This window comes from Microbacterium sp., from assembly GCF_035554235.1.
Classification (GTDB): domain Bacteria; phylum Actinomycetota; class Actinomycetes; order Actinomycetales; family Microbacteriaceae; genus Microbacterium.
Map to the genome: position 1 here is coordinate 1 of NZ_DATMIO010000213.1, position 13,200 is coordinate 13,200.

13 protein-coding genes and 1 tRNA gene are annotated in these 13,200 nt (G+C 70.5%); 2 read left to right on the forward strand and 12 right to left on the reverse strand.

What is annotated here, in order from left to right; genetic code table 11:
• On the reverse strand, positions 1-579 hold a 579-nt coding region (locus VNT50_RS11045; protein ID WP_325485169.1), incomplete at its 3' end, for an MMPL family transporter.
• A gap of 55 nt (positions 580-634) precedes the next feature.
• On the opposite strand from VNT50_RS11045, the gene VNT50_RS11050 reads away from it, so the two are divergent.
• Positions 635-1,594 (forward strand): EamA family transporter, encoded by a 960-nt coding sequence (locus VNT50_RS11050; protein WP_325485170.1) that lies wholly within the window; start codon positions 635-637, stop codon positions 1,592-1,594.
• 41 nt (positions 1,595-1,635) lie between these two features.
• Here the strand turns inward: VNT50_RS11050 and VNT50_RS11055 are convergent, their stop codons facing one another.
• The 11 genes from VNT50_RS11055 to VNT50_RS11105 form a co-directional block, all read right to left on the reverse strand.
• A complete protein-coding gene (locus VNT50_RS11055) occupies positions 1,636-2,040 on the reverse strand; it encodes a hypothetical protein (protein ID WP_325485171.1) in 405 nt (134 codons plus the stop codon).
• Between the two features lie 12 nt (positions 2,041-2,052).
• Positions 2,053-2,128: transfer RNA gene (locus VNT50_RS11060), tRNA-Thr, on the reverse strand.
• Between the two features lie 82 nt (positions 2,129-2,210).
• Complete coding sequence (locus VNT50_RS11065; protein WP_325485172.1) at positions 2,211-3,761, reverse strand: alpha/beta hydrolase; 1,551 nt, start codon at positions 3,759-3,761, stop codon at positions 2,211-2,213.
• The gene (locus tag VNT50_RS11070; protein ID WP_325485173.1) at positions 3,758-4,933 is read right to left on the reverse strand and encodes a DNA polymerase III subunit delta'; all 1,176 of its coding nucleotides are present in this window, start codon (positions 4,931-4,933) and stop codon (positions 3,758-3,760) included. Before VNT50_RS11070 ends, VNT50_RS11065 begins: the two co-directional genes overlap by 4 nt.
• A gap of 35 nt (positions 4,934-4,968) precedes the next feature.
• Entirely contained in the window at positions 4,969-5,625 is a 657-nt protein-coding gene (gene tmk, locus VNT50_RS11075; protein ID WP_325485174.1) for a dTMP kinase, read from the reverse strand.
• A gap of 2 nt (positions 5,626-5,627) precedes the next feature.
• Positions 5,628-8,336 (reverse strand): type I DNA topoisomerase, encoded by a 2,709-nt coding sequence (gene topA, locus VNT50_RS11080; protein WP_325485175.1) that lies wholly within the window; start codon positions 8,334-8,336, stop codon positions 5,628-5,630.
• A 52-nt stretch (positions 8,337-8,388) separates the two neighbouring features.
• Positions 8,389-8,712 (reverse strand): Rv3654c family TadE-like protein, encoded by a 324-nt coding sequence (locus VNT50_RS11085; RefSeq protein ID WP_325485176.1) that lies wholly within the window; start codon positions 8,710-8,712, stop codon positions 8,389-8,391.
• Entirely contained in the window at positions 8,712-9,050 is a 339-nt protein-coding gene (locus VNT50_RS11090) for a TadE family type IV pilus minor pilin (RefSeq protein WP_325485177.1), read from the reverse strand. The genes VNT50_RS11085 and VNT50_RS11090 overlap by 1 nt, the downstream gene beginning before the upstream one ends.
• Positions 9,047-9,286, reverse strand: coding sequence for a DUF4244 domain-containing protein (locus VNT50_RS11095; protein ID WP_325485178.1), 240 nt, complete (start codon positions 9,284-9,286; stop codon positions 9,047-9,049). Before VNT50_RS11095 ends, VNT50_RS11090 begins: the two co-directional genes overlap by 4 nt.
• Before the next feature lie 56 nt (positions 9,287-9,342).
• A complete protein-coding gene (locus tag VNT50_RS11100) occupies positions 9,343-10,242 on the reverse strand; it encodes a type II secretion system F family protein (protein ID WP_325485179.1) in 900 nt (299 codons plus the stop codon).
• Positions 10,233-11,264 carry a TadA family conjugal transfer-associated ATPase gene (locus VNT50_RS11105; RefSeq protein ID WP_325485180.1) on the reverse strand — a complete coding sequence of 344 codons (1,032 nt, stop codon included), beginning with the start codon at positions 11,262-11,264 and terminating at the stop codon, positions 10,233-10,235. The genes VNT50_RS11100 and VNT50_RS11105 overlap by 10 nt, the downstream gene beginning before the upstream one ends.
• Before the next feature lie 394 nt (positions 11,265-11,658).
• Between VNT50_RS11105 and acs the strand changes: the two genes are divergently transcribed.
• A partial coding sequence (acs, locus tag VNT50_RS11110) for an acetate--CoA ligase (protein WP_325485181.1) occupies positions 11,659-13,200 on the forward strand: 1,542 nt, incomplete at its 3' end.

Below are 13,200 nucleotides of genomic sequence, written 5' to 3' on the forward strand. Positions count from 1 at the left end.
CACGGCGCCCAGCGCGACGCCGAGCAGCAGTCCGTCGATGCCCAAGAACCCCGTGACGAGGTCGGCGGTGAACCCGGCGGGACCTGTGACCCAGGCATCCACCCCGTCGGGGAGGCCCGCCTGCACCGTCGACCGGATCGAATCGACGGTCTCCCTGGCCTCACCGCTCTTGATCGGCACGAAGATCTGCGCGGCCTCGCCGTCTTCTGACACGATCGGCGGCGAGACGCCGTCGCTGACTCCCTCGAGGCGCGCCACGGCGTCGGCGACCGACTGCAGGTCGGTGAGCTCGTCGCCGTTCAGCTGCCCTTCTGCGGTCGCAACGATGACCGCGGGAATGCCATCGACACCGAGGAATTGCGGCAACAGGTCGGCCACCCGGGTGGCGTCCGCGCTCTCGGGAAGGAACGAGGACTGGTCGTTCGTCGACACCTCGTCGACCCTGCCGAAGTACGGCCCGCCGATCGCCCCGGCCACCAGCCAGACGAGGATCAGAAGCGCGGGCACGCCGATGCGAAGCCAGCGCGTCGTCGAGCGGGGGGTCGCTTCGCGAAGCGACCGACGCTTCGGATCGGCCATATAGCTAGCTTAGCTAGCAAAATCGTCGAGCGCACCCCGATCTAGGCTGAGACGCGTGATCATCACCGCCGTCATCGGTCTGAGCGGGGCCCTCATCTACGGCGGCGCGGACTTCCTGGGCGGGCTGGCGGCGAAGCGGCTGCGGTCGATCCTCGTCACGGCCATCGCCGCCGCGACCGGGCTGGTGCTGTTCCTGCTCGTGGCGCCGCTTTTCGGCGGCGCATGGACGGCGGGCGCCCTCGGGTGGGGCGCCCTGTCCGGGGTCTTCGGGGCGCTGGCCGTCGTGCTGCTCTACGCGTGTCTCGCGATCGGACCCATGAGCATCCTCTCCCCGCTCACGGCGGTCGTCTCGGCGATCGCCCCGCTGATCTGGGGCCTCCTCGTCGAAGGCGAGCAGCTCAGCGGTCTCGCGTACCTCGGTCTGGGCGTGGCCCTGGTCGCGGTCGTGCTCGTGGGCTTCGTGCCCGGCGAGGGCATCGTGCGACCCCGCACGCGCGGCATCGTGATGGCCATCGGGGCCGGCGTGGCGATCGGTGGATTCCTCATCGTGCTCGACCAGCCGGCATCCGACAGCGGCATCGTGCCCCTCATCGCCAGCCGCGCCGCCAGCCTGCTCCTTGTGTCGCTCGCGATCGCGGTGCTCGCCGTGCTCGCACGCCTTCATCCGGGCGTGGATGGACCCTTCGCATTCCCTACGCACGGCATCCCGGCCGGCGGCACGCCGACCGGCCATGTCGACGTCGCCGATGCCCGGCGCCCGGTCGTCAGCGGCGACGCCGTCGGCAGCGGCATCGCGCTCGCGGTGGTCTGCGGCGTGCTGGATGCCGTGGCCAACGCATTCCTGCTGTTCGGGCTGCGGCTCGGAGACCTGGCGGTGATGTCGGTGCTGACCGCGATGTACCCGGCCGGCACGATCCTGCTGGCGGCCGTGGTGCTGCGGGAGCGGATCGCGGCGGTGCAGTGGGTCGGGCTCGCCCTCGCGCTCGCCGCGGGCGGCCTGTTCGCGCTTGCCTGAGCGCTCCGGCGCCGCCTGAGCCGCGCGCTCAAGCCGCGCGCTCAGCCCTCTGCGAAGAGCAGGATCAGCTGCAGCGTGAAGGAGATCAGGCCGAGTGCCGCGAACCCCACGGCAAGCCAGCCGAGGGCGCGAACCAGCGTCGAACCGCGGTGCAGCCGCATCCGATCCCGCCGACCGACGCGGTAGTAGATGTCGGCCATATCCGCCCCGTGCAACGACGCGTACTCCGGCTCGCTCAGGGGCGCCTCGCCGATCTCTCCTTCATGATCGAGCCAGCGCACGAAGTGGCCCGCATCGTCGGGCTCGACGACCGCCCGGGCCGGAAGCCACGACCCGTCCGCGACCTTCAGCACCAGTGCGAGCGTGCCGAGCAGCAGCCCGGCGCCGAGGCCGGTCCAGGTGAAGATCTCGGCGATCGCGCCGATCACATGTGCGCTTGAGTTCACGGCCTCTTCCAATGGAGCCACCTAAGGGAATCGAACCCTTGACCTATTCATTACGAGTGAATCGCTCTGCCGACTGAGCTAAGGTGGCGCGCGTCGCTTGCGCATGCACAAGCATCGATATTACCTCGTCGCGAGCGGTGCCGCGAACCACGGCCCCCGCCCTGCTGCGTCTACTCGCAGCGGATGTCGCCGGCGGGCACCTCGCCATCGATGAGGTACCGCTCCACGGCGGTGTCGACGCACGCGTTGCCCTTGTTGTAGCCCGTGTGGCCTTCGCCCACGCGCGTGATCAGAACGCCGGACGCGAGCTGTCCGGCGAGGGCCACCGACCACTCGTATGGCGTCGCCGGGTCGTTGGTGGTGCCGACGACGAGGATCGGATCTGCGCCCTCGGCCGCGATCGGGCCGCGCACCCCCGTGGGCGGGAAGGGCCAGGAGTCGCAGCTGTCGGGGCCCAACCCGTAAGGCGCGATCGTCGGCGCCCGTTCGGCGATGAGGGCGTCGGCGGCGGCCTCGTCCTCGGCGGTCGTGTCGGCCGGATAGTCCATGCAGTTGTAGGCCCGGAACGCCTCGCTCGAGTTGTCGACGTAAATGCCACCCTCGCGGCCGTTGTAGAAGTCGGCCAGGAAGAAGGCCGTCTCAGGATCGCCCTGGAGGGCCCCCTCCAGGGCCGAGGTCAGGTACGGCCAGTTGTCTTGCGAGTAGAGCGCGGCGACGATCGCGGTCATCAGGGCGTCCGCGCCCAGCAGGCGGTCATCCGCCGCCGGAAGCGGCGACCGGTCCACGCTCGCCAGCAGCGCACCCACGTCGGCCATCGCCTCGTCGACGCTCCCACGGAACGGGCAGTCGCTGCCCGCCAGGCAATCGGCCATGTAGGCCCGGAGCGCCGATTCGAACCCGATCGCCTGGATCGTTCCGACATCCAGCCCCGAGATCGACGGATCGACTGCGCCGTCCAGCACCAGTCGCCCGACGCGGTCGGGAAACAGCTCGGCGTACGTGGCGCCGAGGAACGTGCCGTACGAGTAGCCCAGGTAGTTCAGCTTCGCATCGCCCAGCACGGCGCGGAGCAGATCCATGTCGCGGGCCGAGTTGTCGGTCGTGACGTACTCGAGGATGCCGGCGCTGTTCGCCTGGCAGGCCTCGGCGAAGTGCCGATGACGCTCCTCGAGCGCCGCATCCCACTCGGCACTGCCTCGGGTGCCGGGCGGGATGTCGTACAGATAGGCGTCCATCTCGGCGGCGTCGAAGCACGTCACCGCCGTCGAGTCGCCGACGCCGCGCGGGTCGAACCCGACGACGTCGTAGGCCTCCTGCAGCGGCGTGCCCACCGCGAACCCGATCGAGTCGCGGACGAGGGACACCCCGCTCGCGCCCGGGCCGCCGGGGTTGATCAGCAGTGAGCCGATCGCGGTGCCGTCGGTCGCGGGCTGACGGATGATGGCGAGTTCGATCTCGCCCGCTGCGGGCTCGGCCCAGTCGAGGGGTGCGATGACCGTGGCGCACTCGAACCCGTCGCACGCGCTCCACTCGAGGCTCTGCCCGTAGTAGGGCAGCAGGTCGGCGGATACGCCGGCGGTGTCGGGCGTCGCCGTCGCGATGGGGCCGGAGCGCTGCCCGGGGATCAAGGTGTAGATGCATCCCGAGAGGGCGATGGATGCCGCGACCAGTCCAGCGACGACGGCGAGGCCGCGGCGTGCGCGGCGGAGGGGGTGCTTCACGGGGTCCTTCCGCTCGTGACGGTCACGAGCCAGCTTTCGAGTGCGAGGGTGGGGGCGACGTTCTGCTCCAGGGCGAGGCGGGTGTCGGCGAGATGGTCGAGCACGACGAGGGTGCGCTCGGGAGTCCACGCGTCGGCGAGCGCCTGGAGCTCGGGACCCAGTTCGCGGTTGATGAGGGAGTCGTCGCGCCCGAACTGCAGCATCACCACGTCGCGGAACATCGACTGGAGGTCGGTGAGCACGCGATCGATGCCGTCGCGGAGGCTGCGCGTGGCGCGGCGCTTCTGCTCGTCGTCGAGGGCCGAGAGCTGTGAGCGGACGGCCGGGGGCACGGCGGCGCCCTCGGCCACGCCGAAGGTGCGCAGCAACGACGTGCGCTCGGCCTCGTCGCGCTCGGCGGTGAGGGCCTTCGCGTCCTCCGTCGCCGAGGCGACGATGCGGCCCGCCACATCGACGACGTCGCCCACACCCCGGGCGCGGAGCACGGCGCGCAGTGTGTCGTCGCGGCGCGCGCGGGACGCGGCATCCGTCGCCAGACGCTGTGCCATGCCGATGTGGCGCTGCGCGTGTCGCGCGGACTGCTCGGCGGTGACGGCATCCACCCCCGTGCGTGTGGCGATCAGCCGCGCGACGTCGTCGATGCTGGGTTCGCGCAGCCGCAGTCCGCGCACGCGCGAGCGGATCGTCGGCAGCAGGTCGGCTTCGCTCGGCGCGCACAGCACCCACACCGTCTGCTCGGGGGGTTCCTCGAGGGCCTTGAGCAGCACGTTCGACGTTCGCTCGGTCATGCGATCGGCATCTTCCACGACGATCACGCGGTGACGGCCGAGCGCCGGGGCGAAGTAGGAGCGCTCGACGAGCGCACGCGCATCTTTGATGGAGATGATGACGCCCTCGGTGCGCAGGGCCGTGAGGTCGGGATGCGTTCCCGCGATCACCTGCCGCATGGTCGGCTCATCGCCCTCGTCGCCGGCGATGAGGGCCGCCGCGAAGGCGTAGGCCAGCGTGGACCGTCCGGATCCGGGTGGTCCGGTGAGCAGCCAGGCGTGAGTCATGCTCTCGGGGTCGGCGACGGCGGCGCGCAGGGCGTTCACCGCATCGTCCTGCCCCCACACCGCACCCCACGGAAGGGCCGCCGACGAGGAACGCGTCTCGACCTCGACCCCCTGCATGCCGTTCAGCCTAACCTCGGCCACCGACGCGGGCTCTATCGAGCCAGTGCGCGCTCGACGCGCTGGCGCACGGCGGCCGCGAGTTCGTCGATCGGCCGCGTCGCGTCGAGCACGAGGAACCGCTCGGGCTCGGCTGCGGCAAGCGTCAGATACGCGTCCCGCACTCGGGCGTGGAACTCGTCGCGCTCCGCCTCCAGCCGGTCGAACGGCTTGTCGTCCGCATCGAGCCGGCTCCGCGCGACGGTCGGCTCGAGGTCGAGGAGCACCGTCACATCGGGCAGCGCTCCCCCGGCCGCCCAGAGCGACAGCTCGCGGATCTCGCCGGCATCCAGCACGCGTCCGGCGCCCTGGTAGGCGACGGACGAATCGAGGTACCGATCCTGGATGACGACGTCGCCGCGCTCCCGCGCAGGGCGCACGAGCGTCGCGATGTGCTGCGCCCGGTCGGCCGCGTAGAGCAGGGCCTCGGCGCGCGGGGCGATGTCGCCGCGGTGGTGCAGCACGATGTCGCGAATGAGCGAACCGACCTCCGTGCCGCCCGGCTCGCGCGTGCGCACGACGGTGCGACCGGATGCGGCCAGCCACTCCTCGAGCAGGCGGGCCTGGGTCGTCTTGCCCGAGCCGTCACCGCCCTCGAGCGTGACCCAGAGTCCGTGCGGCCCGGACTGCCCGGGCTCGACTCGTTCGGGCACCGTCACTTCTTCTTCGCCGGCGCCTTGCGGGCCGGAGCCTTGCGAGTCGTGCGCTTCGGTGCCGGTCCCTTTGCTCGCTTGTCGGCGAGCATCTCGACGGCGCGCTCGAACGTGATCTCCTCGACGGTCGTGCCGCGCGGGATCGTGACGTTCGTCTCGCTGTCGGTGACGTAGGCGCCGAAGCGTCCGTCGCGGATGCGGATGGGCTTTCCGCTCACCGGATCTGCCTCGAACTCCTTGAGGGCGCTCGAGGGCCGGCGCGCACCGTACTTCGGGAGCGCGTAGATCTCGAGTGCCTGCTCGAGCGTGACATCGAAGATCTGGCTCTCGCTGTCGAGGGAGCGCGAGTCCGTTCCCTTCTTCAGATATGGCCCGTAGCGCCCGTTCTGCGCGGTGATGACCTCCCCGGACTCCGGATCGGTGCCGACCTCCCTGGGGAGCTCCAGCAGCCGGAGCGCGGTCGGAAGATCGATCGTCTCGACCGACATGTCCTTGAACAGCGACGCCGTGCGGGGCTTGGGCGCGGCTTCCTTCTTCGCCCCCCGCTTCTTCGGGGCATCGGCTGGTTCCTCAGCCGGCACGAGGGCGCCCGTGATCGGGTCGACGACCTCGGGATCCACCGGGTCGACCTCGGTGACGTAGGGCCCGTACCGGCCGTCCTTGACGACCACCAGTTTCGCCGTGTCGGGGTTCTCGCCCAGCACGCGGTCACCCGCGACGGGCGCTTCGATGAGCTCTTGCGCCTTCGCGGCGGTGAGCTCGTCGGGGGCGAGGTCGTCGGGGATGTTGACGATGCGGGGCTTCGCCTCGGGCTGCTCCGGATCGATGACCTCCAGGTACGGGCCGTACTTGCCGAACCGCAGGGTCGCCGTCTCGGTGATCGGCGTCGAGTTCAGCGCCCGGGCATCGATCTCGCCGAGGTTGTCGACGATGTTGCGGAGCCCGACCTGGTCGTCGGAGCCGAAGTAGAACGAGCGCAGCCATTCCACGCGCTTCTGCTCACCGCGGGCGATCGCGTCGAGGTCGTCTTCGAGGGCGGCGGTGAAGTCGTAGTCGACCAGATCTGCGAAGTGCTGCTCGAGCAGCCGGACGACGCTGAACGCGAGCCAGCTGGGAACCAGCGCCTGGCCGCGCTTGACCACGTAGCCGCGGTCGATGATCGTGTCGATGATGCTCGCGAACGTCGACGGGCGCCCGATGCCCTTCTCCTCGAGCGCCTTGACGAGGCTCGCCTCCGTGTAGCGGGGTTTCGGGGTGGTCGCGTGGCCCTTCGGCTCGACGTTGCTGACGGTCAGCGCGTCTCCCACCGCGAGGGCGGGAAGGGACTGGTCGTCGGCCTTGTCGTCGTCGCCGCGTTTCTCGTCGCGGCCCTCCTCGTACGCCTGCAGGAAGCCCTTGAAGGTGTACACCGTGCCCGACGCGGTGAACTCGGCGAGCTGGTCGCCGGCCTTCACCTCGAGCGTGACGGTCGTCGTCTCGTAGGTCGCGTCCGACATCTGGCTCGCGACGGTACGCTTCCAGATCAGGTCGTACAGCCGCAGTTCGTCGCGGTCGAGTTCGGTGGAGACCGATGCGGGGGTGCGGAACTCCTCGCCCGAGGGGCGGATCGCCTCGTGCGCCTCCTGCGCGTTCTTGCTCTTGCTCTTGTACACGCGGGCGTTGAGCGGCACCGCGCCCTGACCGTACAGCGCGACCGCCTGCGAGCGAGCGGCCTCGATCGCCTGCGCGCTCAGCGCGACCGAGTCGGTGCGCATATAGGTGATGTAGCCCTTCTCGTAGAGGCGCTGCGCCGTCGACATCGTCTGCTTGGCGCTCATCGAGAGCTTGCGGCCGGCCTCCTGCTGCAGGGTCGACGTCGTGAAGGGCGCGTACGGTCGGCGGGTACCCGGCTTCGCCTCGATCTTCGCGACGGATGCCGCGCCCGCGCGCTCGATGGCAGCCGCGAGGTCGCGGGCCGCCGCCTCGTCGAGGACGACGACGGCTTTCTTGAGCTGACCGAGGTCGTCGAAATCCGTCCCCCGTGCGATCGGCGCGCCGTCGAGGCGCGCGAGCCGGGTCGTGAACGCGGAGTCCTGCTTGGCCGCGAGGGCTTCGACATCCCAGTACGACGCGGAGACGAACGCCATGCGATCGCGCTCGCGGTCGACGACCATGCGCGTCGCGGCGGACTGCACGCGTCCCGCGGAGAGCCCCGTCTGCACCTTGTACCAGAGCACGGGTGACACGTCCCAGCCGAACAGGCGATCGAGGATGCGGCGGGTCTCCTGCGCGTCGACGAGCGCGAGGTCGAGCTCGCGAGTGTGGTCGACGGCCTCGCGGATGGCGTCCTTGGTGATCTCGTGGAAGACCATGCGCTTGACCGGCACCTTGGGATCGAGCACCTGGAGAAGGTGCCACGCGATGGCCTCTCCCTCGCGGTCCTCATCCGTGGCCAGCAGGACTTCGTCGGCGCCCTTGAGCGCGCGCTTGAGCTCGGTGACGGTCTTGGTCTTGCGATCGCTCACGACGTAGTACGGATCGAAATCGTTCTCGATGTCGATGGAGTACTTGCCGTATGCCTGCTTGTGCTCCGCGGGGATGCTCTTCTTATCGGCGAGGTCGCGGATGTGCCCCACCGAGCTGAGGACCTCGTAGTCGTCGCCGAGGTAGCCCTGGATCGACCTCATCTTCGTCGGTGACTCGACGATGACGAGCTTCTTGCCTTGTGCCAAGGGGGCGTCCTTTCTTCGAAGCACACCATACACACCCCTTTCTGGGTGCGGTTCACAGCGAAGGCGGTGGCGCGGCCCGGGCGGACGCCCGCAGGACCAGGCCTGCGAAGCTCCCCTCGACCGAGACGGTGGCAACGAGACGGTCGACGTCGCACGCCGCGACCTGGGCGCCGACCGCTGCGGCGACTTCGTCGGCACGAGCGCATGGGTCGCCCGTCACCGCGCCCGATGCGGCGTCCGCGGCCGCCAGGGCGGCGGCGTCGGCCGCGCCCGCCAAGCGCTGACCCGCGACCGACGCTCCGCCGACGACCGCGAAGCCGACGGCGAACGACGCCAGGCACGCCACGACGCCGACGCTCGCCACCGTGCCCGCCATCAGAGCCCTCCATCGAGCGCGCAGCTCGTGGCGGTGAGCGGGGCGGGAATGAGTCCGCCCAGACTCGCCGCCGTCGATGCGGTGACGCAGACGAGGTCGCCCCTGCGCTGGATGGTCGTGGCGGCACCGGTGACCGCATCCGCGACGGCGGCGGCGGCCCGGGACTCGGGCTCGCCTCGGGCGACCAGTCGAGCGGCATCGGCCGCGGCATCCTGCAGCCTCACGTGCTGCGCACCGGCCATCAGCATGCCCACCCCGAGGGCGAGCACCACGATCACTGCAGGCATCGCGACGGCGAATTCCGCCGAGACGGAGCCCTCGTCGTCGCCTCGGATCATGCGACCGTGAGCGCGCGCCGGACGAGGTCTGTGAGGATGCCGCGCACCTCGTCGCTGCGCATGATGACGACCAGAAGGCCGGCGAAGGCGACAGCGGCCATCGTGGCGATGGCGTACTCGGCCGTGGCCGCCCCCGTATCGTCGCCGAACAGGGACGCGGCGCGTCGGCGCGTCAGCGGGGTCAGCGAGGTCAGCGGGGCCAGGGGGGTCATTTCAGTGGCCTTCGAATCGGACATGATGTGCTCCTTCTCTCTTGTGGGTGCGTGGGTGACAGGTGGCTGTTTGTCGCGGGTCAGAACGGCAGTGGCGTCGTCGTGAGGACGCTCAGCATCATCGGGGCGACGCCGAGGAGAAGGAATGCCGGGAGCGTGCAGACGCCCAGCGGAAGAAGGAGTCTGGAGGCCAGGCGCGACGCGCGCAGGCGACCGTCGGTGCGCGCGCGATGCCGCGCCGTCGCGGCCGACGCCCGCAGCAGCTCCACGGCAGGAACACCGGCGCTGCGCGACAGCGCGAGGATCGCGCCGGTGTCGCTCCCCGCGGAGTCGGGAGCCCCGGGAGCATCGGCGACGAGGCGACGCGCCCGTTCGACGGAAACCCCACCCGAGAGGGCGATGGCCACGAGCTCGGCGTGAAGTCCCGGAACCTCGTTCGGTGGCTGAGCCTTCCGCACGAGGGAACGCGTCCACCGCTGCGCGAGGAAGAGAAGACCGAGTCCGCCCGCGAGGCACCCCCACCCGAACGGGCTGCCGACGAGCGTCGCGAACGTGTCGAATCCCAGCGCCGTCCCCAGCGCCACGCCCGCGAGGGGGAGCCACAGCATGAGCCGGGCGCTTCCCGCCGGCTCCGCCAGCGCGATCCGGACATCATCCGCCGCCTCGTGCGCGTCGCGGAGCGCCTCGGCGAGTCCGCGGAGGCTGTCGGCGAGCGGGGCCCCGACGGACGTCGCGACGTCCCATGCGGCGGCGACCTCGCTCCAGGCGCCTCCCGCACCGACGATCGCGTCGGGCAGAGTCCGGCCCGCCCCGACCCGCCCCACGACGCCTTGCGCCGCCGAGTCGCCGGACTCGGCGAGGTGACGCCACGCGCCCGCCGGAGGAATGCCGGCCTGGAGCAGCACGGCGAGCCGCAGCACCGTATCGGCGACGGATGCCGCAGCCGGCGCCGCGGCATCCCGCCTGCGTCTCACGACCACGGGGTCACCTCCTCGATGCAGAGCCGGCCGCCGTCGATCGCGAGCCGGCCGACGCTCGCGAGCCGGCGGGCGCCCTCGGGCGAGCGCTCGAGGTGGAGGACGAATCCGATCGCGCTCACCACCTGCCGGGCGAGGGCGCGATCATCCAGCCCGGCGAGCGCTCCCAGCGCCTCGAGGCGGGCGGGAACGTCGCCGAGCCCGCTGGCGTGCAGTGTTCCCGCGCCACCGTCGTGACCCGTGTTCAGGGCGGCGAGCAGTTCGCGCACCTCTTCTCCGCGGCACTCCCCCACGACGAGCCGGTCGGGCCGCATGCGCAGGGCCTCGCGCACGAGCCGCGCCAGACCGATCGCGCCGGCACCCTCCAGGTTCGCCTGGCGGGCCTCGAGCGCCACGTGGTGGGGATGCGCGATGCGCAGTTCGGCGACATCCTCGATCGTGACGATGCGCTCCGAGACCGGCGCCTGGGCGAGCAGCGCGCCGAGCAACGTCGTCTTTCCGGTGCCGGCGGCGCCCGTGATCAGGAGATTCTCACGGGCGAGGACGGTCTCGATGAGCCACGACCGCACGCCCGGAGCGAACGTGCCCTGCCGTGCGAGTTCGTCGAGGTCGGGATGGGCGAGGCGTGGCACCCGCACAGACACGACGGTTCCCGTCGTCGACACCGGCGGAAGCACGGCATGGATGCGAACCCCGCCCTCGAGGCGGACATCGACGCAGGGCGAAGCCTCGTCGATGTGACGCCCGCCGAGCGCGATGAGTGTGGTGGCAAGCTCCCGGACCTCGCGCTCGGCCGCGCGCCACTCCTCATCGCGCACCGGCCCCGTGCCGCGGTCGACGAAGAGCCCGTCGGCGCCGTTCACGAACAGGTCGGTGACCGCGGGATCGGCGAGGTGAGCGGCGAGCGCGCCGAACTCCGATCCCACTGGACGGGACGCAATTGGCGCGGGGAAGGTTTCGGCGGCCTTTTCGAAGCGACCGAGGTCACCGATCGCGCGGGGCGCGGCGACGAAGCGTGCGGGCATACGGCGACGCTAGGAGGCCGGGGCTCCCCTTTCAGGGCGCCTGCGGCAATCCGGGGACGGCGATCTCACCGGTCATCCTGGGGAGGAGTCGGCGCGGTCAACGAGGGAGAGGGGCGGCATCCCATGGGGGGAATGGGATGCCGCCACCCGCAACACCCGCTCGGGGGGTTCGGGTGTTGCGATGCCAGAATCGATGTTCGGCCGGTGATGAGCATACTTAACTTCCCTGCCCCGTCCAAACGAAATCTGCGGCCCCGCACCGGTATATCGGTCGTGTCGTTCCCGAGGCGGCCACCGACTTTCGGTGGTAGCCACGGCGGCGCCCCGGGGATAGATTCTCGATGTCGCCGCCGCGCGCGGCATCCCACTCCCGCAGCAAAGGAGCGCGCATCGCATGAGCAGCCAGATCGATCACCTCCTCAACGAAACCCGGCGCTTCGCGCCGCCCGAGCGCTTCGCCGCGAACGCCGTCGCGAAGGCAGACCTGTACGCCGCCGCGGAAGAAGGCGGCGCGGAGTTCTGGGCCGACCAGTCGCGCTCGCTTCTGCACTGGCACACCCCCTTCACGCGAACGCTCGACTGGTCGAACCCCCCGTTCGCGAAGTGGTTCGACGACGGCGAGCTGAACGTCTCGTACAACTGCCTCGATCGGCACGTCGCGGCCGGCAACGGCGACCGCGTCGCGCTTCTGTGGGAGGGCGAACCGGGCGATTCCCGCGCCGTCACGTACGCCGAGCTGACCGATGAGGTGAAGCGCGTGGCGAATGTGCTGGCCGGCCTGGGCATCGGGGCCGGTGACCGTGTCGCCATCTACCTCCCGATGATCCCCGAGGCCGTCGCCGCGATGCTGGCCGTCGCCCGCGTCGGAGCCATCCATTCGGTCGTCTTCGGCGGCTTCTCGGCCGACAGCCTGCGTGCGCGCATCGACGACGCGGGCGCGAAGCTCGTCATCACGGCCGACGGCGGCTATCGCAAGGGCAAGGTCTCCCCCCTCAAGCCGGCGGTCGACATGGCACTGGCCGACCGCAACGGGTCGGGCGTGCAGGCAACCGTCGAGCACGTGCTCGTCGTGCGCCGCGGCGAGAACGCCGTGGAGTGGACCGAGGGCCGGGACATCTGGTGGCACGATGTCGTGCCCGCGGCATCCGCCGACCACGACGCCCAGCCGTTCCCCGCGGAGAACCCGCTCTTCATCCTCTATACGTCAGGCACCACGGGCAAGCCCAAGGGCATCCTGCACACGTCGGGCGGGTATCTCACCCAGGCGGCGTTCACCCACAAGAACGTGTTCGATCTCAAGCCCGAGACGGACGTGTTCTGGTGCACGGCGGACATCGGCTGGATCACCGGGCACTCGTACGTCGTCTACGGCCCTCTCGCGAACGGCGCGACGCAGGTGCTCTTCGAGGGCACGCCCGACACCCCGCATCCCGGCCGCTGGTGGGAGATCATCGAGAAGTACAAGGTCTCGATCTTCTACACCGCCCCCACGGCCGTCCGGTCGTTCATGAAGATCGGCCGCGCCGTCCCGAAAAAGTTCGATCTGTCATCGCTGCGCCTCCTCGGCTCCGTCGGCGAACCCATCAACCCCGAGGCGTGGATGTGGTACCGCAAGGTCATCGGCGGCAAGAACACGCCGATCGTCGACACGTGGTGGCAGACGGAGACGGGCGCGATCATGATCTCCGCGCTCCCGGGCGTGACCGAGACCAAGCCCGGCTCGGCGCAGGTTCCGCTGCCCGGCATCGCCATCGACGTCGTCGATGAATCGGGTGCCCCGGTGGGCGACGGCAATGGAGGCCTGCTCGTCGTCACGAAGCCGTGGCCGAGCATGCTGCGCGGCATCTGGGGCGACCCGGACCGCTTCGTCGAGACGTACTGGGAGAAGTTCCGCGACCAGGGCTACTACTTCGCCGGCGACGGCGCACGGCTCGAC